At 72.0% G+C, this 23,285-nt stretch carries 19 protein-coding genes and 1 rRNA gene; 9 read left to right on the top strand and 11 right to left on the bottom strand.

Annotated features, from left to right (window positions below; translation table 11 throughout):
- Positions 1–93: 93 nt before the first annotated feature.
- A complete protein-coding gene (locus IEZ04_RS11485; protein ID WP_189216691.1) occupies positions 94–660 on the top strand; it encodes a DJ-1/PfpI family protein in 567 nt (188 codons plus the stop codon).
- A 46-nt stretch (positions 661–706) separates the two neighbouring features.
- Here IEZ04_RS11485 and IEZ04_RS11480 read toward each other — a convergent pair whose 3' ends face one another.
- Both IEZ04_RS11480 and IEZ04_RS11475 read right to left on the bottom strand, forming a co-directional pair.
- Positions 707–1,372, bottom strand: a complete 666-nt coding sequence (locus IEZ04_RS11480; RefSeq protein WP_189216690.1) for an HAD family hydrolase — start codon at positions 1,370–1,372, stop codon at positions 707–709.
- 102 nt (positions 1,373–1,474) lie between these two features.
- Positions 1,475–1,990: a DUF6912 family protein gene (locus IEZ04_RS11475; protein WP_189216689.1), complete on the bottom strand. Its 516-nt coding sequence runs from the start codon at positions 1,988–1,990 to the stop codon at positions 1,475–1,477.
- A 306-nt stretch (positions 1,991–2,296) separates the two neighbouring features.
- Here IEZ04_RS11475 and IEZ04_RS11470 point away from each other — a divergent pair, with 306 nt between their 5' ends.
- Positions 2,297–2,758, top strand: coding sequence for an Rv3235 family protein (locus IEZ04_RS11470; RefSeq protein WP_189216688.1), 462 nt, complete (start codon positions 2,297–2,299; stop codon positions 2,756–2,758).
- Positions 2,759–3,440: 682 nt separating this feature from the next.
- On the opposite strand, the gene secA is transcribed toward IEZ04_RS11470, so the two are convergent.
- The gene (gene secA / locus IEZ04_RS11465) at positions 3,441–6,260 is read right to left on the bottom strand and encodes a preprotein translocase subunit SecA (RefSeq protein WP_189216687.1); all 2,820 of its coding nucleotides are present in this window, start codon (positions 6,258–6,260) and stop codon (positions 3,441–3,443) included.
- 320 nt (positions 6,261–6,580) lie between these two features.
- Between secA and IEZ04_RS11460 the strand changes: the two genes are divergently transcribed.
- Both IEZ04_RS11460 and IEZ04_RS11455 read left to right on the top strand, forming a co-directional pair.
- Positions 6,581–7,153 carry a GNAT family N-acetyltransferase gene (locus IEZ04_RS11460; protein ID WP_189216686.1) on the top strand — a complete coding sequence of 191 codons (573 nt, stop codon included), beginning with the start codon at positions 6,581–6,583 and terminating at the stop codon, positions 7,151–7,153.
- A gap of 52 nt (positions 7,154–7,205) precedes the next feature.
- The gene (locus tag IEZ04_RS11455) at positions 7,206–8,405 is read left to right on the top strand and encodes a winged helix-turn-helix domain-containing protein (RefSeq protein ID WP_189216685.1); all 1,200 of its coding nucleotides are present in this window, start codon (positions 7,206–7,208) and stop codon (positions 8,403–8,405) included.
- A gap of 70 nt (positions 8,406–8,475) precedes the next feature.
- Here IEZ04_RS11455 and IEZ04_RS11450 read toward each other — a convergent pair whose 3' ends face one another.
- From IEZ04_RS11450 to mtnA, 7 genes are all read right to left on the bottom strand, one after another.
- Entirely contained in the window at positions 8,476–9,222 is a 747-nt protein-coding gene (locus IEZ04_RS11450) for a response regulator (RefSeq protein WP_189216684.1), read from the bottom strand.
- 207 nt (positions 9,223–9,429) lie between these two features.
- Positions 9,430–10,122 carry a ribosome hibernation-promoting factor, HPF/YfiA family gene (hpf, locus tag IEZ04_RS11445; RefSeq protein ID WP_229820983.1) on the bottom strand — a complete coding sequence of 231 codons (693 nt, stop codon included), beginning with the start codon at positions 10,120–10,122 and terminating at the stop codon, positions 9,430–9,432.
- Between the two features lie 310 nt (positions 10,123–10,432).
- On the bottom strand, positions 10,433–11,338 hold the full coding sequence (locus IEZ04_RS11440; RefSeq protein ID WP_189216683.1) for a ComF family protein: 906 nt from the start codon (positions 11,336–11,338) through the stop codon (positions 10,433–10,435).
- A 205-nt stretch (positions 11,339–11,543) separates the two neighbouring features.
- Positions 11,544–13,379, bottom strand: coding sequence for an LpqB family beta-propeller domain-containing protein (locus IEZ04_RS11435; protein ID WP_487222062.1), 1,836 nt, complete (start codon positions 13,377–13,379; stop codon positions 11,544–11,546).
- Positions 13,369–15,477: an MtrAB system histidine kinase MtrB gene (gene mtrB / locus IEZ04_RS11430; protein WP_189216681.1), complete on the bottom strand. Its 2,109-nt coding sequence runs from the start codon at positions 15,475–15,477 to the stop codon at positions 13,369–13,371. Before mtrB ends, IEZ04_RS11435 begins: the two co-directional genes overlap by 11 nt.
- A gap of 1 nt (position 15,478) precedes the next feature.
- Positions 15,479–16,168 carry a two-component system response regulator MtrA gene (gene mtrA, locus IEZ04_RS11425; protein ID WP_189216680.1) on the bottom strand — a complete coding sequence of 230 codons (690 nt, stop codon included), beginning with the start codon at positions 16,166–16,168 and terminating at the stop codon, positions 15,479–15,481.
- An 8-nt stretch (positions 16,169–16,176) separates the two neighbouring features.
- The gene (gene mtnA / locus IEZ04_RS11420; RefSeq protein WP_189216679.1) at positions 16,177–17,322 is read right to left on the bottom strand and encodes an S-methyl-5-thioribose-1-phosphate isomerase; all 1,146 of its coding nucleotides are present in this window, start codon (positions 17,320–17,322) and stop codon (positions 16,177–16,179) included.
- 140 nt (positions 17,323–17,462) lie between these two features.
- On the opposite strand from mtnA, the gene IEZ04_RS11415 reads away from it, so the two are divergent.
- Genes IEZ04_RS11415 through IEZ04_RS11395 form a run of 5 tightly spaced genes read left to right on the top strand, consistent with a single transcriptional unit; the run spans position 17,463 to position 23,094 of the window.
- Positions 17,463–18,818 (top strand): DUF7847 domain-containing protein, encoded by a 1,356-nt coding sequence (locus IEZ04_RS11415; RefSeq protein ID WP_189216678.1) that lies wholly within the window; start codon positions 17,463–17,465, stop codon positions 18,816–18,818.
- Between the two features lie 37 nt (positions 18,819–18,855).
- Positions 18,856–19,596, top strand: a complete 741-nt coding sequence (locus tag IEZ04_RS11410) for a DUF4129 domain-containing protein (protein WP_373296303.1) — start codon at positions 18,856–18,858, stop codon at positions 19,594–19,596.
- Positions 19,593–20,795 (top strand): DUF4350 domain-containing protein, encoded by a 1,203-nt coding sequence (locus IEZ04_RS11405; protein WP_189216676.1) that lies wholly within the window; start codon positions 19,593–19,595, stop codon positions 20,793–20,795. Before IEZ04_RS11410 ends, IEZ04_RS11405 begins: the two co-directional genes overlap by 4 nt.
- On the top strand, positions 20,795–21,784 hold the full coding sequence (locus IEZ04_RS11400; protein ID WP_189217117.1) for an AAA family ATPase: 990 nt from the start codon (positions 20,795–20,797) through the stop codon (positions 21,782–21,784). Before IEZ04_RS11405 ends, IEZ04_RS11400 begins: the two co-directional genes overlap by 1 nt.
- On the top strand, positions 21,784–23,094 hold the full coding sequence (locus IEZ04_RS11395) for a DUF58 domain-containing protein (RefSeq protein ID WP_189216675.1): 1,311 nt from the start codon (positions 21,784–21,786) through the stop codon (positions 23,092–23,094). The genes IEZ04_RS11400 and IEZ04_RS11395 overlap by 1 nt, the downstream gene beginning before the upstream one ends.
- Positions 23,095–23,192: 98 nt before the next feature.
- On the opposite strand, the gene rrf is transcribed toward IEZ04_RS11395, so the two are convergent.
- Positions 23,193–23,285: ribosomal RNA gene (gene rrf / locus IEZ04_RS11390) — 5S ribosomal RNA — on the bottom strand; the annotation flags it as partial.

The raw sequence follows: 23,285 nt of genomic DNA, 5'->3' as shown, positions 1-23,285 counted from the left end.
GACGCGCCCTCTTGGCAAGCCCCGCCCCGCGAGGCACGTTGCTCATGGCGCCCGGCAGTGGCGCCCACACCACGCCGAGGGGAGCGCAGCGGCATGTCAGCCAAGATCCTGATCGTCACCGGTGACGCGGCGGAGTCACTGGAGGTCCTGTACCCCTACCAGCGCCTGCGCGAGGAGGGCTACGACGTGCACATCGCGGCGCCCGCCCGCAAGAAGCTCCGATTCGTCGTCCACGACTTCGAACCCGGCTTCGACACGTACACCGAGAAGCCCGGCTACACCTGGCCCGCCGACCTCGCCTTCTCGGAGGTCGACCCCGGCCAGTACGCCGCCCTCGTCGTCCCTGGCGGCCGCGCACCCGAGTACCTCCGCAACGACCCCGAACTCCGCAAGATCCTCAAGTCGTTCTTCGACACCGACAAGCCGGTGGCCCAGATCTGCCACGGCCCGCTGCTGACCGCCGCCGTCGGCGTCCTCCGCGGCCGCCGGGTCACGGCGTACCCGGCGCTGGAGCTGGACATGCAGGCCGCCGGCGCGACCTTCCAGGACGCCGAGGCGGTCGTCGACGGCATGCTCGTCTCCTCCCGCGCCTGGCCCGACCACTCCCGCTGGATGCGCGAGTTCCTGACCGTCCTGCGCGCCAAGGCACCGGTGACCTGAGGCCCGGGGGAGCGCCACCGACGCCCACCGTCGCGCGGGCGCCCCCCTACGCCACCAGCCGCTCGGCCTCCGCCACCGCCTCTCTCAGGGTGTCGACCACGGGCACGCCCACTCCCTCGAGACTGGCGCGGCTGTGCGAGCCCCCGGTGTACAGCACCGCCTGCGCACCGGCGTGCCGCGCCGAGACCGCGTCGTCGGCCGCGTCCCCGATCACGACCACACGCGAGGGACGCACCCCGGCCAGCGCGGCCAGGTGTCGCACCATGTGCTCGGCCTTGCTGCCGCCGGACGGCCCGGTCCGCCCGTCGACGCGTATGAAGTGCGGCTCGATCCCGAAGCCCCGCACCAACGGGACGAGTTGCTCGTGCCCGTACATGCTGAGGATGGACTGGCTGCGCCCGCCCGCCGCCCAGTCCGCCAGCAGGGCCGGCACCCCCTCGGCGAGCCCGCAGACCGTGCTGTGCTCCGTGTAATACCGGTGGAAGGTCTCGTCCATGACCGCCCACTCGTCGTCCGTCGGCAGCCGGCCGAGCAGCCGCTCGTAGAACTTCGGCACCGGCACGCAGTACAGCGCCCGGTACCGGTCCAGCGTGATCGGTTCGATGCCCAGTTCGGCGAAGGCGGCGTTCGTCGCACCGATGACGGCGTCGTTGTCGTGGAACAGGGTGCCGTTCCAGTCCCAGACGATGTGCGCTGCTCCCGAATTCCCCATGCCGAAGAACGTACACGCGACCACTGACAACGCACCGTGACCGCCTGCGCACGGTCACGGCCGCACGATGCGGACCGCCCGGCCGCGGCCCCGCCGGGGGATTCAGCTCGTCAGCCCCACGAGGTTGGGGATCTCCTGCGTCGCGTACCAGAGCAGCTCGTGGTCCTCGGCCCCGTCCACGGTGAACTGGGCGTCGTCGTCACCCTGGTCCGCCGCGCCCAGCGCCGCCGCGGCCGCCGAGACGTCGGCCTCGGCGTCGTCCGCGTCGACGTGCACGGCGGCGGCCTTGGCCAGCGGCACCGGCCCCGGCACCCGCACCTCGCCGAGCGCCGCGGGGTCGAGCCCGCGGTCGGGGTCGGCCACGGCCGAACCGTCGGGCACGTCCACGGCCACGACGACCCGCCGCCGATCGGCACCGGGGTCCACCGCGAGGAGCCGCAGGGAGGCCAGAGCGGCGCGGCTCAGCGCGGCGTACTCCAGTTCCTCGATGTCGTCGGACAGGTACCACTCGCGCAGCGCCGGCGTCACGGCGTACGCGGCGAACGGTCCTTGTCCCAGCTCGCCGGTCTTGTACGCCTCGGCGAGCCCGGGGAGGGTCAGGGGGACGTAGACGCGCATGGCGAGCCGCTTTCGTAGTCGGAGACGGCCACCGGAAGGGCCAGTCACCCCAGGATACGTGCGGGGGTCCCCCATCGGGTTCCCGCCCGCGTCCGCCGCGGCGTCCACCGGTCACCTCACGATTCACCCGGCACACCCCGGCAACGGCGGGGGGCACGCTCCCGCGCATCATCCTGATAGGTGAACCTCCCGGCCGTCCCGCGGCGCCTTCCGGACGCCTTGCGACCGCCGCTCCGGCCCCCGTACAAGGTCCTCAGCGCGGAGTTACCGACCGGTATCGACCGGCGCAGGAAACGGGGGACTTCCATGAACAAGGTCATGACCAGGAACAGGCGTCACCCGGCCGGCCGCCCGCCCGGCCGCCACGACGGCTCCCGCCATGACACCCGCCGTCCCGGCGGCCCGTCACCGGTCCGCACGGCCGAGGCCGACGATCTGGACCGTTTCACCGAACGGCTGCTCGCGGTGCTGAGCGGGCAGCGCCCGGTGCACAGCATGCTGCGGCACACCGTGGGCCGCGCCTACGACGAGCTGGCCTGGCTCGCCGAACGCGGCCCCCTGCGCACCACGCGCGGCACCCGTCCCGTCGTACGCGCCATCGGCTACGACGAGCCCCGCCCGGGCGCCGTCGAGGCCTTCGCCCGCGTCGGCGCCGGCGACCGCCTCCGCGCCCTGGCCTTCCGCCTGGAACGCGGCCCCGACGGCCGGTGGCGATGCACGGCGGTGGAACTGGGCGGGCCGAGGATGCCACACGGGGACGACGGCTGAGGGAGCGTGCCGCTCGGGGCGCACGGAGATCGCCAAGAGCACGAAGACCGCGGAGGAGGCCGGGGAAGTCGGGAAGGCCAGGATGGCCGGGGATGCCGTGGAGCCAGGAAAGACAGAGAAGCCACGGCGGCTGAGGAAGCCGCCGTGGGAATCAGGGAAGTCGGGGAACCAGGGAAGTCGGGGAGGCCGGGGAAGTTGGGGAGGCAGGGGAGGTTGGGGAGGCCAGGAAATCCAGGGAGGCCAAGGAGACCTCGGGGACGCCGAGCCGAGCAGCCCGGGCAGGCCAGGGACGCCGAACCGGGTAGCCCGGGCAAACCAAGGACGCCAGGCCCGACAGGTCAAGGAGGCCGAGCCGGGCGGGCCGAGCAGGCGAGGGGCGCCAGGCCGGGCAGCCCGGGCAGACCGAGGACGCCAGGCCAAGAAGCCTGCCCGGGCAGGCCGAGCAGCCCGGGCAGGCCGAGGACGCCGGGCCGGACAGGCCGGGCCGGGTGAGCCGGCCGGGCCGGGCCGGGTGAGCCGGACAGACCGAGGACGCCAGGCCGAACAGGCCGGGCCGGGCGGGCAGACCGGGCAGACCGAGGACGCCAGGCCGGACAGCCCAAGAACCGGACAGCCCGAGGGCCGGGCACCCCAAGGTGCCCGGCCCTCGTTCGGCCCGTCTCGCTCCCCGCGGAGCGAGACGTCACTTCTTGCGGCGCCGGCCGCCCTTCGCCTGCTTGCGGCGCTCCGCGCGCGTGAGGCCGTCGGCCGCGGAGCGGACGGGCTCGTCGTCGGTGGTCAGGTCACCCTCGACGACACCGCCCTCGCCGTCCACGGTGGGCGCGGAGAAGTGCAGCCGGTCCGGGCGCTGCGGGGCCTCCAGGCCCTTGGCGCGGATCTCCGGGCGGGCCCCCGCCTGGGCCGGCACCGTGTCCTGCTTGTCCAGCGACGGCGACGGCTTCGCGTCCTCGACGGGGACCTCCTCGACCTGCTGCTCGACCTGGACCTCCAGGTTGAACAGGTAGCCGACGGACTCCTCCTTGATGCCCTCCATCATGGCGTTGAACATGTCGAAGCCCTCGCGCTGGTACTCGACCAGCGGGTCCTTCTGCGCCATCGCCCGCAGGCCGATGCCCTCCTGGAGGTAGTCCATCTCGTAGAGGTGCTCGCGCCACTTGCGGTCCAGGACCGACAGGACGACGCGGCGCTCCAGCTCACGCATGATGTCGGAGCCGAGCTGCGTCTCGCGCTGCTCGTACTGCTCGTGGATGTCGTCCTTGACGGACTCGGCGATGAACTCGGCGGTCAGCCCGGCCCGGTCGCCGGCCGCCTCCTCCAGCTCCTCGATGGTGACCTTCACCGGGTAGAGCTGCTTGAACGCGCCCCACAGCCGGTCGAGGTCCCACTCCTCGGCGAAACCCTCGGCGGTCTCGGCCTGGATGTAGGCGTCGATCGTGTCGTCCATGAAGTGCAGGATCTGCTCGCGCAGGTCCTCGCCCTCCAGGACGCGGCGCCGCTCGCCGTAGATGACCTCGCGCTGGCGGTTGAGGACCTCGTCGTACTTGAGGACGTTCTTACGGGTCTCGAAGTTCTGCTGCTCGACCTGCGACTGCGCCGACGCGATCGCGCGCGTGACCATCTTGTTCTCGATCGGCACGTCGTCCGGCACGTTCGCCATGGACATCACGCGCTCGACCATCTGGGCCTTGAACAGGCGCATCAGGTCGTCACCGAGGGACAGGTAGAAGCGGGACTCGCCCGGGTCGCCCTGACGGCCGGAGCGGCCGCGCAGCTGGTTGTCGATACGCCGCGACTCGTGCCGCTCGGTGCCGAGGACGTAGAGCCCGCCGAGCGCCTCGACCTCTTCCTTCTCCGCCTTGACGGCCTGCTCGGCCTTCTCCAGGGCGGCGGGGAGGGCCGCGGCCCACTCCTCGATGTGCTCCTCGGGGTCGAGGCCGCGCTGGCGCAGCTCCGCCTCGGCGAGGTCCTCGGGGTTGCCGCCGAGCTTGATGTCGGTACCGCGGCCGGCCATGTTGGTGGCCACGGTGACGGCGCCCTTGCGGCCGGCCTGGGCGACGATCGTCGCCTCCCGGTCGTGCTGCTTGGCGTTGAGCACCTCGTGCTGGATGCCGCGCTTGCTGAGCTGCTGCGAGAGGTACTCGGACTTCTCGACCGAGGTGGTGCCGACGAGGATCGGCTGGCCCTTCTCGTGCTTCTCCGCGATGTCGTCGACGACCGCGTCGAACTTGGCGACCTCGGTGCGGTAGATCAGGTCCGACTGGTCCTGGCGGATCATCGGCTTGTTGGTCGGGATGGGGACCACGCCGAGCTTGTAGATCTGGTGGAACTCGGCGGCCTCGGTCATCGCCGTACCGGTCATGCCGGAGAGCTTGTTGTAGAGGCGGAAGAAGTTCTGCAGGGTGATCGTGGCGAGCGTCTGGTTCTCGTCCTTGATCGGCACCCCTTCCTTCGCCTCGATCGCCTGGTGCATGCCCTCGTTGTAGCGGCGGCCGGCGAGGATACGGCCGGTGTGCTCGTCGACGATCATGACCTCGTCGTCGATGACGACGTAGTCCTTGTCCTTCTTGAAGAGCTCCTTGGCCTTGATGGCGTTGTTCAGGTAGCCCACCAGCGGGGTGTTCACCGACTCGTAGAGGTTGTCGATGCCCAGCCAGTCCTCGACCTTGGAGACGCCGGGCTCGTGGATCGCGACCGTGCGCTTCTTCTCGTCGACCTCGTAGTCGCCGGTCTCCTCGATGCCCTTGAGGGGGTTGCCGGGCTCGCCGCGCTTCAGCCTTCTGACCAGTTTGGCGAAGTCGCCGTACCACTTGGTGGCCTGGTCCGCCGGACCGGAGATGATCAGCGGCGTACGGGCCTCGTCGACGAGGATGGAGTCGACCTCGTCGACGATGGCGAAGTTGTGGCCGCGCTGGACGAGCTCGTCCTTGGACCACGCCATGTTGTCGCGGAGGTAGTCGAAGCCGAACTCGTTGTTCGTGCCGTACGTGATGTCGCAGGCGTACTGCTCGCGGCGCTGGGCCGGCGTCATGTTCGCGAGGATGCAGCCGACGCTCAGGCCGAGGAACTTGTGGACGCGGCCCATCATCTCGGAGTCGCGCTCGGCCAGGTAGTCGTTGACCGTGATGAGGTGGACGCCGTCGCCGGACAGGGCGTTCAGGTACGCGGGCAGCGTGCCGACCAGCGTCTTGCCCTCACCGGTCTTCATCTCGGCCACGTAGCCCATGTGCAGGGCGGCGCCGCCCATCAGCTGCACGTCGTAGTGGCGCTGGCCGAGGACGCGCTTGGCGGCCTCGCGGACGGTGGCGAACGCCTCGGGCAGCAGGTCGTCCAGGCTCTCGCCGTCCTGGTACCGCTGCCTGTACTCATCGGTGAGGGCCCGCAGCTCGGCGTCGGAGAGGTCGACGAAGTCCTCTTCGATGGAGTTGACCTGGTCCGCAATGCGGTGCAGCTTGCGCAGGATCTTGCCTTCGCCTGCACGCATGATCTTCGAGAGGACGGACACGGGGGTTTGTCTCCTTGCCGGTCGGGCCTGGGACGGGTCGGTAGTACTGACGGGTTCCACAGCAGTTTCGAGCAACGGCCATCGTAAGCGAGGACCCCACCGCGCCGGGAGGTCTGGCGGTGACAGCCACTAGGACAACGGACGGGCGCGGCGGATGGTGCCGCGTCGGGCCCATGAAATGCGCGATTCGTCACCGGACTCTCACGGTGCGTGCAGGCGGTTCTCTCCGTGAGGCGGCCGCGGCACATCCTCGGCCCACCCGATCGAACCCGTTCGATAAGGAGTGGCCCTTTCGGCACCTCACCGCAGAGAATCGGCCGATGGAACCCGTCACGCTCACCACCGACCGACTGCACCTGCGCACACCGGCGGGTCCGCAGGACACCGACGCCGTGTACGAGGCCGCGCAGGACCCGGACATCCAGCGCTGGACCACCGTGCCGTCGCCGTACCTGCGCGAGCACGCGGAGGATTTCGTCGGGCGGATGGCCCCCGACGGCTGGGCGAACGGCTCCTCGTTCACCTTCGGCGCCTTCCTGCCCTCCGGGGGACTGGCGGCCATGATCGGGCTCTCCCTGCACCCTCTCAGCACGGGGGAGATCGGTTTCTGGGCGACGAAGGAGCACCGCGGCAGGGGCTACGTCACCGAGGCCGCCCTCGCCGTCTCCCGCTGGGCCTTCACCACGCTCGGGGTGGACCGTGTCGAGTGGCGTGCCGAAGTGGGCAACCACGCCTCGCGCGCGGTGGCCGTGAAGGCGGGCTTCACGCTGGAGGGCACCCTCCGGTCGGCCATCGACAACAAGGGCGTGCGGCGCGACTGCTGGGTCGGTTCGCTGCTCCCGTCGGACCTCGGCCTGCCGTCGACGGCGCCCTATCTGCCGACGCCTCAGTAGCAAAGGCGCAGCTCGGCGCGGGCTGTCAGCGGCACCGCCTATTGTGCGCGACATGACGAGTCTGCCGAGCCCCACCGTAGAACTCACCGCCGACGAGGCCCGCCGTATCGCCCTGCGCGCGCAAGGGCTCCTGGGCGCTCCCGACCGCCGGGCGGGCGTCCGCGGCGTGCTCCGCCACCTCGGCGCCGTGCAGCTCGACACGATCTCGGTACTGGCCCGGTCGCACGAGCTCGTCCCGTACGCGCGCCTCGGCGCCGTGGGCCGCCGGACCGTCGAGAGCGCGTACTGGGGCTCCGCGCCGGGCGCGGCCCCGGCCCGGCCGCACGCCTTCGAGTACTGGTCGCACGCGGCCTGCATCCTGCCCGTCGAGGAGTGGCCCCACTTCGCCTTCCGCCGCCGCGCCTACCGCGCCCGCCCGCACTGGCACCACGAGCTGCCGGAGGGCGCGTACGACCGGGTGATCAAGCAGCTGCGGGCCGAGGGGCCGCTCACGGCCACGGAGCTGGGCGGTGCGAAGCGGACCAGCGAGTGGTGGGACTGGTCCGGTGAGAAGGTCGCCGTGGAGCGCGCCCTCATGTACGGCGAGGTGGTGTGCGTGGAGCGCCGTGGCTGGAAGCGGGTGTACGACCTCGCCGAGCGCGCGATCCCGGACGATCTGCTGCACGCCGAGCCGGACGACGCCGAGTGCCTGCGCCGTCTCGTGCGGCTGGCCGGTGAGGCCCTCGGCGTCGGTACCCGCGCGGACATCGCGGACTACCACCGTCTCAAGGGCGAGCAGGTCGACGCGGTGATCGCGGACTCGGGCCTGGTGCCGGTGACGGTCGAGGGCTGGTCCAGGCCCGCCTGGGCCGACCCGGCGGCCCTGGCGGCACCGCCGCGCGGCCGGCACCGCACGACGCTCCTGTCCCCCTTCGACTCCCTGATCTGGGAGCGGGCCCGCACGGAACGCGTCTTCGGCTTCACGCACCGCCTGGAGGCCTACGTCCCCAAGCGCAAGCGCGTGCACGGCTACTTCGCGATGCCGGTCCTCGCCGGGGGCCGTCTCGTCGGCCGTGTCGATCCCGCCCGCGACGGCCGCACCCTGGTGGCGAAGCAGGTGACCCTCCAGGACCGCAAGGCGGTTCCCGCCGTGGCCCAGGCCCTGCTGGAGGCCGCCTCCTGGGTGGACTGCACGAACGTACGCGTGGAGCGCGTGGACGCGCCGGAACTGACCGAGCCGCTGACGAGAGAAATCGAGCGCGTACTGGCGTGACGGCCGGGCGGCATTTCGGCCGGGCGCTCGACGGAGTACCCGGCCGGACCGTCGCTGCCCGGCCGGGCGCTCAGCGGATTTCCAGGATCTTCTCCCGCATCGCGTAGACCACGGCTTCCATCCGGGAGTGCAGCTGGAGCTTCTCCAGAATGTTCCGCACGTGGTTCTTCACCGTGTTCTCGGAGATGAACAACTCCTTGGCGATGTCGCGGTTGTTCATCCCCGTGGCCACGAGTTTGAGGACTTCCAGCTCACGGTCCGTCAGACGCGGCGCCGGCACGAGGCGCCGTTCGTCGGTGCGCTGGATCATCGACTTGAATTCCGTCAGCAGTTTCGACGCCATCGAGGGGCTGATCTGCGACTGTCCGTCGGCGACCGCGCGAATGGCCGTGGCCACCTCGTCCGTGGAGATCTCTTTCAGGAGGTAGCCGGTCGCGCCCGCCTTGATCGCCTCGTAGAGGTCGGCCTCCTCGTCACTGATCGTCAGCATGATGATCTTCGCGCTGGGGGCCACCTCCTTGATGGAGGTGCACGCCTCGATGCCACCGCGCCTGGGCATCCGCACGTCCATCAGCACGATGTCGGGCAGCAGGTCGGCCGCCTTGTCGACCGCCTCCGCCCCGTCCCCGGCCTCTCCCACGACCTGGATGTCCTCCTCGGCCGCGAGCACGATCTCCAGACCGCGGCGGAAGAGAGCGTGGTCGTCCACGACGAGAACCCGGATGGGCTCCTTGCGCGGGGAGCCCGCTTCCGGGCCCATGCCGACGACGCCGCCGCCGGCATCCTCGTCACGCATCGGTCCGAAGCTGTCCGCCATCGTTCCTCCCCCTAGAAGGCCGTGGCCTGTGTTCCTGTGCCATCGCCAACCCAAGGCAACGGCCCACCGGTTGGGGCCGGTTCGGCCATGATTTCACGTCCGGACGACCGGGCGGTGACCGGAGCGGGCGGCCGGGCGGTCGCACAGAGGTGCCCCTGGGGGCGCGCGCACCCTCCAGGGGCACCGGATCGGCCGTCATCCGGCAGGTCAGCCGCCGAGCGCACCGCCCCCGGCAGCCGACTGCCCTTCGGCCACCATGGGGTCCGTGCTGAGGTGGATGACGCCGTAGTCGTAGGCGTGCCGCCGGTAGACGACGCTCGGTTCCTTGGACTCGGAGTCGATGAACAGGTAGAAGTCGTGCCCGACCAACTCCATCTCGTACAACGCCTGGTCGAGTGTCATGGGCGACGCGACGTGGGTCTTCTCGCGGACGACGAGGGGACCCTCACCCTGGACCTCGAGCGAGCCGATCCGCTTGGTGGGCACGTCGTCCGGCTTCTCCTCGGGGACGGCCTCGCCGTTGCCGTTCAGCGTCGCCACGCCCGGGACGTGATCGGCGACCTCGGCGGCCGTGAGACGCCGGGTACCGCGCCGCGTGTTGCGCTTGTCGTGCTGCTTGCGCAGCCGGGCCTCGAGCTTGTCCGCCGCCAGGTCGAGCGCTCCGTACGGGTCGCTGGCCGCTGCCTCCGCCCGGATCACCGGACCGCGGGTGCGAAGCGTGATCTCCACCCGGTCGGAGCGGTCGGCCTGTCGGGGGTTGGGCTCCTTGGACACCTCGACGTCCAGGCTGATCACCTTGCCATCGAGCTTCTGGATCTTCTCCAGCTTCAGCTTCTCGGCCACGTGCTTCCGGAACCGCTCGGGCACTTCGGTCTTGCGGCCCTTGACGACGATGTCCACGCAGAACTCCGTTCCCGGATCGCTCCGCTCCGTCGGCGGAGCATCCCCTTTTGCACCAGGCTCCGGTATGCATTCCGGAACCCCGGACTCCGTGACGTCCTCCTCCTGCCCGACGGCGAAATATTCACCTGCCGACGCGGGCCTTCGCGGAAAACCCGCGGTACGGCATTCGGCCCTACGGGAAACGGCTCGCGCCTTCCCTCACAACCGAACATATCTCGCCGGGACGGATGGCGTCACCCTCTACTGCGACGTACCTCCGTTCAGGTGAATTACCCCTCTCTTTACCTGCAACGTTGTAAGTCTTCGGTCAGTTCCGGTTCGTGTCGAAGGATTCCGGTGAAGCGGCGACCACAGCGGCGCGGACCGCAACCCCGGCAGCGTTCGTACTCGCCCTTCCCAGTACCCCTTCCGCCCGGTCCGTCTCCTCCGTCGTCGAGTGCGCCCGCTCCTCTTCCGTCGCTGCCGTCACCCCCTCGCGCCCTTGCGCTGTTCCTTCCCGGGACATGCCGTCGTACACGGCCGTTTCCCGACGCGTCGCCCGAACGGCACGTGCCGCCTCCGCCAGCGACGCACCCGTCGTCATCAGGTCGTCGACGAGCACGATCCGGCCACCCGCCAGCAGCCGTCCCGCCCCGGCGGCCACGGCCAGGGCACCGGCGAGATTGTCCAGCCGCTGCCGGGAGTCGAGGCCCGCCTGGTCGGCCACGGGCCGGCGCTGCCGCAGCACCGCGAGCACCCGGGCGGGCGTCCCCGTACGCCGCAGTTGCCCCGCGGCGGCCAACGCGATCCGCCGCGCCGGGTCGTGCCCGCGCGCCCGTACCGCCTCGCGTGCCGACGGCACGGGAACGAGCAGCACGGGCTCCCGCATGCCCTCCGGTACGGCTCCGCTCCCCCGCATGTTCACCCGCGCGCTCCCGGTCCGGTGTACGCCCGCCCGTACGGCCCCGGCCAGCGCCGCTCCGAGCGGTGCCGCCAGTGCCAGCACGCCGCGCTCCTTGTGGGCGAGGAGCAGGGCCCGCACCTCGTCCTCGTACGGAGCCGCCGCGTGCACCACGGGCAGCCCCGGCGGTTCCGGCACCGGCCGCACCCGGCGCGGTTCCGCCCCGCACACAGCGGCGCGGCACTCCGGGCAGAGCACGGTGCGAGGCCTCCCGCAGCCTCCGCACTCGGCCGGCAGCACCAGGTCAGTGAGGTCCTGCCACCACCCCCGCATGCCCACCACTGTGCCAACGCCCACGCCGCCCGGCCAGCCCTGTGGACAACGGCCTGTGGACAACCGGCCGCATCCAAGGCCGCTGCTCCCTCACACGGGCGAACGGGTTCGGTGGACGCACGAGCAACCGCCCACACGCGAAGCGGCGAAGCCGCGGAACCGCGGCGCCACGTTGCCCGAGGCCGTACCCGACGCGGTACCCGGGCTACCCCGGATAGACCGGCGCCGCCCCGTTCTCCACCACCTGCTGCCACTGGGAGCCCGAGGACAGCCGTACGATCCCGTCCTCCGAGTGCGCCACCAGGGGCAGGCTCTCGTCCTCGGAGGCGGCGATCTCCTGCACGCCCGTGAGCGCCGCGAGCTCCGGACCGTCCGGCGTGGAACCGTCGACCTGGACGTACCGCATCTGCTGCACGCCTCCGGACTCCCGGCCGACCACCACGAGCCGGCTGTCACCGGCCCACGACATGGCCCTGACCTCCTCAAGCCGGGGTGTCACCGAACGCAGGTCCACGATCGACACGGCCGTGTCCCCGCTCCCGCCGGACTCCCGTTCGATCCGGCCGACCAGCAGCGACGAGCTCTTGCCGTCGTCCTGCTCCAGGATCAGGGCGATCCGCACCCCGTCCGCGGCCACGCGCACCGCCTTGATCCGGCCGTCGAGCTCCGGCGTCGTCACCTCCACCGGCTCGCCCTCGCCGTTCCGCAGCATCAGCAGCCGGGGGTTGTCCGGGTCACGGTCGGCGACCCACAGGTCGTTCCGCCCGTCCCAGCTGGGCGTCGTCAGCCGGTCGCCCTCGGTCTGTCCCTCGCTGTGCACGACCGGCTCCCCGAGCGAGGAGGCCGTGGCCAGCGACCCGACGTACAGGTCGCTGCCGTCGAGCGACACCCCGGCCGCCCGGTCCTCGTCGCGCGCGACGGCGGCCGAGCGGAAACTCATGTCGCCGGCGCCCAGCGCACCGGGCACCGCCTCGGGGGCCGGGGCGGAGCTCCGGACGGGCATGCGGACGAGCCGCTTGTCCTCGGCGATGAAGTACTCGAACTCCGGGTCGTTCCCCGCGCCGTGCGCGGCGACGGCATCGGTCCGGTCCTCACCGAGCGAACAGAGCTTCTTCCCCTCCGGCCCCTGCAGCTCCACCTCGTCCACCCCTGTGGGCATCAGGTCCTGGAGGGTGAGCAGCAGCTGCGCGGCCATCTCGTCGCACTTGTCCCGCGCGACGTGGTCGGCCTTGTCGTTGAGCGGGACGGTCAGCTTGTTCTGGTCGTCGGGCGTCAGCGACTCGACGCCCTCCCGCAACGCGGTCCCCGACGGGAAACCCGTCCTGGCCACCGGGTCCAGCCAGCGGGTCGGGCCCTGCAGGAGCGACCGCACCATCTGCGTCACCGGGTCCACCTGCCGGCGGACGTAGATCGGGTCGGCGACCGTGCCCAGCTGTCCGGACCGCGTGGCCGACGTGAAGTAGTACTTGTTGACCGACACGTAGGTGCGCTGGAAGTCGGACTTGCCCATGACCACGCCCTGCGGCAGCTGGTCGATGCGCCACTGGCCGCTGTCCTCGAGGCGGGTGAGGTGCACCGTCTCCCGGTAGGAGCCCTCGGCGGGTTCGTAGGCGTTCTGCGCGTCCACCCGGGCGGTCTTCTCCCCGGTCAGCCGGTACACGCGCTCCTCGTCGCTCTCCTGGGTCCGCGAGGCCACGGCGTACCTGTTCGGCCCCTCGGCGAGAACCGTCGTCGACGCGTCCGGCCGCCACTCCGTCAGCGCGTCCCCGGCCAGGTACTTGCGCGCCGTCTCGTAGTTCGGATCGTCGCTGGTGAGGGCCTCCAGGAAACCCTGCACGATCTCGGACGGGGCGGCGTCGTCGGGCGGCGGCAGGGCGAAGACCCGGACCTGCGCGTCCTGCCGCGGCGTGGACTCGACGTCCCGCAGGTCGCCGCTGTCCGGCATCGAGGCACACCCGGCCAGCAGGACGGCGGCCACACCCGCACACACCGCCATACGCACCGGTCGCCTCCGCGCGCGGTCTCCACGCTCAGCGCCCACGGAAGGCCTCCCCTTGTTCGTACTGCTCCGAGCCGTCCCGCCCGTACTGCTCCGGGCCGCCGTCCCGGACCCGTTCGCCGTCGCGCTCACCGCCCGTGGGCACGTGCGCGCTTCCGGTGGGCCGGGGCACCACACGCGCGCCGCTGCCGGGCAGCGCCGTCGGATCGGCGGCCGGAACCGTCCCGGCCGGCCGGGGACCTATGGCTGTCCTCGCCGGTGCGTCCGCACCGGCGGCCTGCACCGGGACGGTGGCGAGCTTGCCGCCCGGAGGCGCGCCCGCGCCGCCGCTCGCACGGCTGCTCCGCGAGTCCTTCGGCTCCAGGGGGATCGGTGAACCGCGCAACGGTTCGTCGGCGGTCCGGGGCAGCGTCAGCCGGAACTGCGACCCGCCGCCCGGCTCACCCCACGCCTGCAGCCAGCCGCCGTGCAGCCGCGCGTCCTCCAGGGCGATCGACAGCCCCAGGCCCGTGCCTCCGGTGGTACGCGCGCGTGCCGGGTCCGCCCGCCAGAAGCGGCTGAACACCCGGGTCGCCTCGCCCGGCTTGAGGCCCACTCCGTAGTCGCGCACCGCGACCGCGACCGCGCCGCCCGCCGCCGCCAGCCTGACCACGACGTCCTTGCCCTCGCCGTGCTCCACGGCGTTGACGACGAGGTTGCGCAGCACCCGCTCCACCCGCCGGGCGTCGGCCTCCGCCACGATCGGCTGCTGGTCGCCGGTCACCCGTATCCGCGTGCCCTTGCGCTCGGCGAGCGGCTCGGCACCGCTGACGACCCGCCGTACGACCTCCCTGAGGTCGATCGGTTCCGCCTCCAGGGCGGCCGCGCCCGCGTCGAACCGGCTGATCTCCAGCAGGTCCGCGAGCAGCGACTCGAACCGGTCCAGCTGGTCGGCGAGCAGCTCCGCGGACCGCGCCGTCACCGGATCGAAGTCGACACGCGCCTCGTGGATGACGTCGGCGGCCATCCGGACCGTGGTCAGCGGCGTCCGCAGCTCGTGCGACACGTCCGAGACGAACCGCCGCTGCATCCGCGACAGGTCCTCCAGCTGCTGGATCTTCAGCTGCAGGTTCTGCGCCATCTTGTTGAAGGCCTCGCCGAGCCGCGCGATGTCGTCCTCGCCGGTGACCTTCATCCGTTCCTGCAACCGTCCCGCGGACAGCCGCTCGGCGATCCCCGCCGCCATCCGTACGGGCGTGACGACCTGCCGCACGACCAGCCAGGCGATGGCCCCGAGGAGCACCGTGACGAACAGTCCCGCCGTCGCCAGCGTCCCCTTGACCAGGCTCAGCGACTTCTCCTCCTGGGTCAGCGGGAAGAGGTAGTACAGCTGGTACGCGTCGCCGTTCGGGTCGTTGACCTGCTTGCCGAAGATCAGCGAAGGCTGGGAGGGCCGGCCGTTGGTGTACGACACGCGCGTGTAGCTCTGCACCGCGCCGGTACCGGTGCCGACGCGGTCGCGCAGGTCCGCCGGCACGCTGCGTTCCCAGTCCACCCCGCCCGAGGCGCGCGGGCCGAAGGCCCCGCTGCTGCTGTCCCCGTCGGCGAGCGTCACGACGTCGAACGCGCCCTGGCCGCCGCTGGAGAGGGACTGCACGAGGTTGCTCATCCATTCGCCGACGTTCTGCACCGGGTTGCCGTCCGGGTCCACCGACTCGCTCCCGGCCGCGTTCGCCGCGCTGTCGGCCTCCTGGCTCGCGGCCGTGAACCCGCCCGTGGCCTGGCTCTGTGACGCCTTCACCTTGGCGTCGAGCAGGCCGTTGCGCACCTGTCCGATGACGACGAAACCCAGCAGCAGGACCACGCCGAGCGACATCAGCAGGGTCGTGACGACGACCCTGAGCTGGATGTTGCGCCGCCACAACCGCATCGTGGGCAGCAGCGGACGGCGCACCCAGCGCATGACCAGCCGGAGCACCGGGCTGCCCTGGACCCCGCCCTGCAGCAGCCCGCTGTCGAGGATGCGCCCCCAACGGGAGCCGCGGGACCCCCGGGCCTTCCGGGACTCCTGGGTCCCCGCACTCTCCGCGTTCACGCCGACAGGCCGCTCCGGGCGGGGCCCCGGCCTGCCGGGCGCCGAAGCGGCACTGTCTCCGGACATATCAGCTCGGTCCGGCCTTGTAGCCGACGCCACGGACGGTCACCACGATCTCCGGCCGCTCCGGGTCCTTCTCCACCTTGGACCGCAGCCGCTGCACATGGACGTTGACCAGCCGGGTGTCCGCCGCGTGCCGGTAGCCCCACACCTGCTCGAGGAGCACCTCCCGGGTGAACACCTGCCACGGCTTGCGGGCCAGCGCGACCAGCAGGTCGAACTCCAGCGGCGTCAGCGCGATCGACTGCCCGTCCCGCTTCACCGAGTGACCGGCCACGTCGATGACCAGGTCACCGATGGCGAGCTGCTCGGGAGCCGGCTCCTCCGACCTGCGGAGCCGGGCCCGGATCCGCGCCACGAGCTCCTTGGGCTTGAACGGCTTGACGATGTAGTCGTCCGCCCCGGACTCCAGACCGACCACCACGTCCACGGTGTCGCTCTTGGCCGTGAGCATCACGATCGGCACACCGGACTCCGCCCTGATCAGGCGGCACACCTCGATGCCGTCCCGGCCGGGCAGCATCAGGTCGAGGAGCACCAGGTCGGGCTTGGTCTCCCGGAACACGGCCAGGGCCTTGTCGCCGTCGGCTACGAAAGACGGCTCGAAACCTTCACCACGCAGCACAATGCCGAGCATCTCGGCCAGTGCGGTGTCGTCGTCGACGACAAGGACTCGTCCCTTCATGAATGACATCATCCCATTAGCTAAATCGTTACCTGGCGTGACCTGTCACACAGCTCGGCGAGCGCCTCCGCCGTCACCGGCGACACGACGCCCTCCTCGGTGACGATGGCCGTCACCAGTTCCGGTGGTGTCACATCGAAGGCCGGGTTGTACGCCTGGGTTCCCAGGGGCGCCACCGGAATCCCGCCTCCCACCTCCACTCCTGCCATCGGCACCTGCGGCGCCACGATCTCCGTCACCTCGTGCCCGGCCCGCTGCTCCACCTCGATGGACGCGCCGTCCGGGGTGCCGGGGTCCAGCGTCGTCACCGGCGCCACCACGATGAACGGCACATGGTGGTACCGGGCCAGCACGGCGAGGGGGTACGTCCCCACCTTGTTCGCCACCGAGCCGTCGGCCGCGATCCGGTCGGCACCGACCAGCACCGCGTCCACCTCCCCGGCCGCGAACAGCGAGCCCGCCGCGTTGTCGGTGAGCAAGGTGTACGCCATTTCGTTGCGCGCCGCCTCGTACGCCGTGAGCCGGGCGCCCTGCAGGAGCGGCCGCGTCTCGTCGACCCAGAGCCTGCGCAGCCGGCCCTTGCGGTGCGCCGCCAGCGCCACCGCGAAGGCCGTCCCCTCACCGCCCGACACCAGCGCACCGGTGTTGCAGTGCGTCAGCACCCGGTGCCCGCCGCCCGGCAACAGCTCGTCGAGCAGTGCCAGTCCGTGCGCGGCCATCCGCGTACTCGCCTCGGCGTCCTCCCGGTGCAGCGCCCGCGCCTCGGCGAGCGCCGCCTCGGCGGCCTGCTCCTCGCTGCCGCCCCGGGCGAGCACGGCCCGGTGCGCGGCCCGGGCCCGGCCCACGCCCACCGCGAGGTTCACCGCGGTGGGCCGTGCGCCCTCGAGCGAGGTCGCGGCCTCCTCCACGTCGAAGCCGCGCGCGGCGGCGAGCGCGACACCGTACGCCCCGGCGATACCCAGCAACGGTGCCCCGCGCACGGCCAGGTTACGGATCGCCTCCACCAACGCGGGCGCGTCCGTGCACACCAGCTCGATCTCTTCGGCCGGCAGCCTGGTCTGGTCGAGGAGGACCAGGACGGGGCCCTCCGGGGGTTCGTCCCAACGGATCGCGGGAATCTCCGCCGGCCGGGTGCCGTCGCCGTATCGCGCGTACTGATCAGCCATTCGCCCAGTCTGCCCCGTACCGGGCACACAATTGAAGGTGTACAGCCCAGACCGCCCCCCGTCCCTTCGCAAGCACGTCGTGGCACGATGGGCGCCGAACCGCCGCCGCGACTGCGGTCGGGCACCGTGAAGGAGCGACGATGAACGACACTCCGGGCTGGGCCTCGCCCGGATCCACCCCTTCGGACGGCAGCGAGCCGGCCGGCTCCAGCGGCGCGCAGTCCCCGGAGCAGCCGGGCCGGAGCGGCGCGAACCAGCCGGAGCCAACGTCCAAGTGGTCCAAGGAGCAGCCCCCGCCCGGTCAGTGGTCCGCTCCGAACCCGCAGAGCGCCGGCCAGGCACCGCCGCCCCCACCGCCCGGTCCGGGCTGGGGCGGCCACCACCCGGAAGGCCACGGCGGCCAGGGCTCGGGACCATCGGGACCATACGGAGGCTGGGGCGCCCCCGGTGGCTGGGGTGGTTCCGGCGGCGGCTGGGGCGGAGGCGGCTGGGGCGGTCCCCCGCCCGCGGCCAAGCCCGGTGTCATACCGCTGCGTCCGCTCGGCGTCGGCGAGATCCTCGACGGCGCGGTCTCCACCATGCGCACCTACTGGCGCACGGTCCTCGGCATCGCACTGACCGTCGCGGTCGTCACCCAGATCGCGACCATCCTGCTCCAGGGTTTCGTCCTCGCCGACTCCGCCGACACGGCGGCCCTCAGCGACCCGAACGCCACGCTCGACGAACTGACCCAGGCCACGGCCAACTCGATGGTCGGCTCGGTCGCCGTCTCCGTGGTCACCCTGCTCGGCACCATCGTGGCGACGGCCCTGCTCACGTCCGTGACCAGCCGGGCGGTGCTCGGCAAGCCCGTGACGACGGCGGAGGCCTGGCACGAGGCGCGCCCCCGGCTGCTGCGCCTCCTCGGCCTGACCCTTCTGCTGCCGCTCATCGCCGGCGTCATCGTCTTCGTGGGCGTCCTGCCCGGCATCCTCGTCGCCGCCGGCGGCCAGGCGGCGGCAGGTGCCGTTCTCGCCCTGCTCGGCGGCCTCGGCGCGTTCGTCCTGGCCGTCTGGCTGATGGTCCGCTTCTCGCTCGCCTCGCCGACCCTGATGCTCGAGAAGCAGAGCATCGGGAAGGCGATGGGCCGCTCCGCCAAGCTGGTACGCGGCTCCTGGTGGCGCGTGTTCGGCATCCAGCTGCTGGCCACGGTCATCGCCTACATCGTGGCGTCGATCATCGTGATCCCGTTCGTCTTCATCGCCACCGCCTTCAGCGGCGACGGCGCCGTCGGCCTCCTCAGCGGCACCGGCGGACTCGGCTGGACGTTCCTCATCATCAGCGGGATCGGCTCGGTGGTCGGGTCCATGCTCACGTTCCCCATCACCGCGGGCGTCACCGTGCTCCTCTACATCGACCAGCGCATCCGCCGGGAGGCCCTCGACCTCGACCTGGCCCGCGCCGCCGGGGTCCAGGGCTACGGCACCGACACGCCCGGCGCCACCCCGGGGGGCTGACGCAGTGCCGGGGGGAGTTCTCGTCGCGGTCCTCGCACTGCCGCACGCGTTCCCGTCGGCCGTACGGCCGGCGGGCACCGGCGGCACCGTGCTGTCGGCCCTGCCGGCGTCCGCCGACGAGCCGCCGCTCACCGTCCCGCGCGACCCCGCGCGGGAGGCGGCACGCCGCGAGCTGGCCAAGCGGATGTACCACGAGAACGACCCCAGCTGGTACCAGCGCGCCCTGAACGCCTTCTGGGACTGGGTCGGCAAGCTGTTCGACGCCGCCTCCTCCGCCACCCCGGGCGGAGCACTCGGCCTCGTCGTCATCGTCGTGACCACGCTGGTGCTCCTGGGCGCCCTGTGGTGGCGGCTGGGCGCCCCGCGCCGCACCCCCGCCCCGTCCACCACGCTCTTCGACGACCGACCCCGCAGCGCCGCCGAGCACCGCGCGGCCGCGGAGGCCCACGCGGCCCAGGGCCACTGGAACCAGGCCGTCCAGGAACGCATGCGCGCCGTCGTCCGCTCCCTCGAGGAACGCGCCCTGCTCGACGTACGCCCCGGACGGACCGCCGACGAGGCGGCCTCCGAGGCGGGCCGCGCACTACCGGCCCATGCCGACCGACTGCGCGCGGCCGCCCGGGACTTCGACGACGTCACGTACGGCGGCAGGTCCGCCGACGACGCCACGTACCGCCGCGTCTCCACCCTCGACGACGATCTGGAGCGCACCAGGCCCGTGCTCACCAGCAGTGCCCGCAGCACGGCCCACAGCACCCGCCAGGGAGCCGCCGGATGACCACCGAGGCCTCCTCCCTCCCGTCCACCTCGGCCTCGCCCACCGTCCGCCAGCTGTGGACCCGTACGCGCGGTGTCGTGCTGGCGCTGGTGCTCCTCCTGGCCGCCGCGGTCGCGATCGCGGCGGTCCGCTCCACCTCCCAGCACGGCGTACTCGACCCGCGCTCGGCGGACCAGTACGGCAGCCGTGCCGTCGCCGAGCTCCTCGACGAGCGGGGCGTGTCCACGCGCGTGGTCACCACCCTGGACGAGGCGCGCGCCGCGGCCGCCTCCGACACCACCCTGCTGGTCGCCGTCCCGGACCTCCTGACGCGGGAGCAGCAGGACCGGCTGCACGCAACGGCTGAGCACTCCGGCGGCCGCACCGTCCTGATCTCTCCCGGTCCCGCGTCCGTCGGCACCCTCGCCCCGGGTCTCGGCGCGGACCCCGCGCCCAGCCTCGAGTCGACGCTCTCCCCGGCCTGCGACCTGCCGGACGCCCGGCGGGCCGGCACCGCCGACACCGGAGGGGTCCGCTACCACGTCACCGCCCCGGACGCCGACGCCTGCTACCTCAGCGACGGGCTCCCGGGCCTGGTGCGCGTCCCGGCACCCGAGGGGGACGGCGACACGGTCGTGCTCGGTGCCCCCGACATCCTGTTCAACGACCGCCTCGACGAGCACGGCAACGCCTCGCTCGCGCTCCAGTTGCTCGGTTCGCGTCCCCATCTGGTCTGGTACCTCCCCTCGCTGTCCGACGACGCGCTCACCGGCAGCGGCGAGCGCAGCTTCCTCGACCTGCTCCCCTCGGGCTGGCTCTGGGGCACCCTGCAGCTCTTCGTCGCCGCGGCCCTCGCCGCCCTCTGGCGAGCCCGCCGGCTCGGCCCCCTGGTGCCCGAACGTCTCCCCGTCGCGATCCGCGCCTCCGAAACCGTCGAAGGCCGCGCCCGCCTCTACCGCAAGGCCGGGGCCCGCGACCGCGCGGCCGCCGCCCTGCGCTCCACCGCACGCACCCGCCTCGCCCCCCTCGTAGGCGTCCCCCCGGCTCAGGCACACACGCCCGAGACCCTGCTCCCCGCCCTCTCCGCCCAGCTGCACGACCGCGGCGACGGACAGGCGCTGCACACCCTCCTCTTCGGCCCACCGCCCGGCGACGACGCAGCACTGACCGCCCTCGCCGACCGACTCGACGCCCTCGAAAGTGAGGTACGCCGTCCATGATGGACCCGACCACTGACAACGCCGGGTACACCGGGGATCCGGGCGCCGCCCGCTCCTCCCTGGAAGCCCTGCGCGCCGAGATCGCCAAGGCCGTGGTCGGCCAGGATCCCGCCGTGACCGGCCTCGTCGTAGCCCTGCTCTGCCGAGGTCACGTCCTCCTGGAGGGAGTCCCCGGCGTCGCCAAGACGCTCCTCGTACGGGCACTGGCAGCCGCGCTCGAACTCGACACCAAGCGCGTCCAGTTCACCCCCGACCTGATGCCCAGCGACGTCACCGGCTCGCTCGTCTACGACACCCGCACCGCCGAGTTCTCCTTCCAGCCGGGCCCGGTCTTCACCAACCTCCTCCTCGCGGACGAGATCAACCGCACTCCGCCCAAGACCCAGTCGTCCTTGCTGGAGGCCATGGAGGAACGCCAGGTCACGGTCGACGGCACACCGCGCCCGCTCCCGGACCCCTTCCTGGTCGCCGCGACCCAGAACCCGGTCGAGTACGAGGGCACCTACCCCCTCCCGGAAGCCCAGCTGGACCGTTTCCTCCTCAAACTCACCATCCCCCTGCCGTCCCGCCAGGACGAGATCGACGTCCTGACCCGCCACGCCGAAGGCTTCAACCCGCGCGACCTGCGCGCCGCCGGCGTACGCCCCGTGGCGAACGCGGCCGACCTGGAGGCCGCCCGCGCCGCGGTCGCCAAGACGACGGTCTCTCCGGAGATCGCCGCCTACGTGGTGGACATCTGCCGGGCCACTCGCGAGTCGCCGTCCCTGACCCTCGGCGTCTCCCCCCGCGGCGCCACCGCCCTCCTCGCCACCTCACGCGCGTGGGCATGGCTGACCGGCCGCGACTACGTCATCCCCGACGACGTGAAGGCCCTCGCCCTCCCCACCCTCCGCCACCGCGTACAGCTCCGCCCGGAGGCCGAGATGGAAGGCGTGACGGCCGATTCGGTCATCAGCGCGATCCTCAGCCACGTCCCCGTGCCCCGCTGATGGCACTCACCGGACGCGCCGCTCTCCTCGCGGCCCTCGGCTCCCTCCCCGTCGGCCTCTGGGAACCCAGCTGGACGGGGCTCCTGGCCGTGAACGCCCCCCTGGCACTGGCCTGCGCCTGCGACTTCGCCCTCGCCGCGCCCGTACGTCGCCTCGGGCTGACCCGCAGCGGCGACACCTCGGCGCGCCTCGGCGAAACGGCCGACGTCACCCTCACCGTTACGAACCCCGCCAACCGCCCTCTGCGCGCCCGTGTCCGTGACGCCTGGCCGCCCAGCAGCTGGCAGCCGGGGACCGAGGTCGTCGCCTCCCGCCACCGCATCACCGTCCCCGCGGGCGAACGCCGCCGCGTCACGACCCGACTGCGCCCCACCCGTAGGGGCGACCGTCAGGCGGACCGCGTCACCATCCGCTCGTACGGACCGCTGGGCCTGTTCGCCCGCCAGGGCAGCCACCGGGTCCCGTGGACGGTACGCGTCCTGCCCCCGTTCACCAGCCGCAAGCACCTGCCTTCCAAACTGGCCCGCCTGCGGGAACTGGACGGCCGTACCAGCGTGCTGACCCGAGGAGAGGGTACGGAGTTCGACAGTCTCCGCGAGTACGTTCCCGGCGACGACACCCGCTCCATCGACTGGCGCGCCACCGCCCGCCAGTCCGCGGTCGCCGTACGCACCTGGCGCCCCGAACGCGACCGGCACATCCTCCTGGTCCTCGACACCGGGCGCACCTCGGCAGGCCGCGTGGGCGACGCCCCGCGCCTGGACGCCTCCATGGACGCGGCTCTCCTCCTCGCCGCGCTGGCGTCCCGCGCCGGCGACCGTGTAGAGCTGCTCGCCTACGACCGCCGCGTACGCTCCCTCGTCCAGGGCCGCGCCGCCGGTGATGTCCTTCCGTCCCTGGTCAACGCGATGGCCACCCTGGAACCGCAGCTCGTCGAAACGGATGCCCGGGGTCTCACGGCCATGGCACTGCGCACGGCTCCCCGCCGCTCGCTGATCGTCCTGCTGACAAGCCTCGACGCGGCGCCGGTCGAGGAAGGTCTGCTGCCCGTCCTCCCTCAGCTCACACAACGCCACACCGTTCTGGTGGCATCGGTGGCGGACCCGCACATCGCCGGCATGGCGAAGGCCCGCGGGACCACCGAGGCCGTGTACGAAGCGGCCGCAGCGTCGCAGGCCCAAGCGGAACGGCACAGGACAGCCGAACAACTCCGCCGTCACGGTGTCACCGTCGTCGACGCGACTCCGGACGACATCGCGCCGGCTCTGGCGGACGCCTACCTGGCTCTGAAAGCAGCGGGACGCCTCTGAGGCTCGGCTCCCGCTGAGCGGTCGGATATGACCGCTGAGGACCCTGAACGCAGAAATCCCCCGCACCGAAGGTGCGGGGGATTCCTCTCTCAAAAATTGTTCGGCGGCGTCCTACTCTCCCACAGGGTCCCCCCTGCAGTACCATCGGCGCTGTAAGGCTTAGCTTCCGGGTTCGGAATGTAACCGGGCGT

Origin of the sequence: Streptomyces ruber, assembly GCF_014648075.1 — a bacterium.
Taxonomy (GTDB): Bacteria; Actinomycetota; Actinomycetes; order Streptomycetales; family Streptomycetaceae; genus Streptomyces; species Streptomyces ruber.
This window is presented reverse-complemented; position numbering and strand designations above follow the sequence as displayed.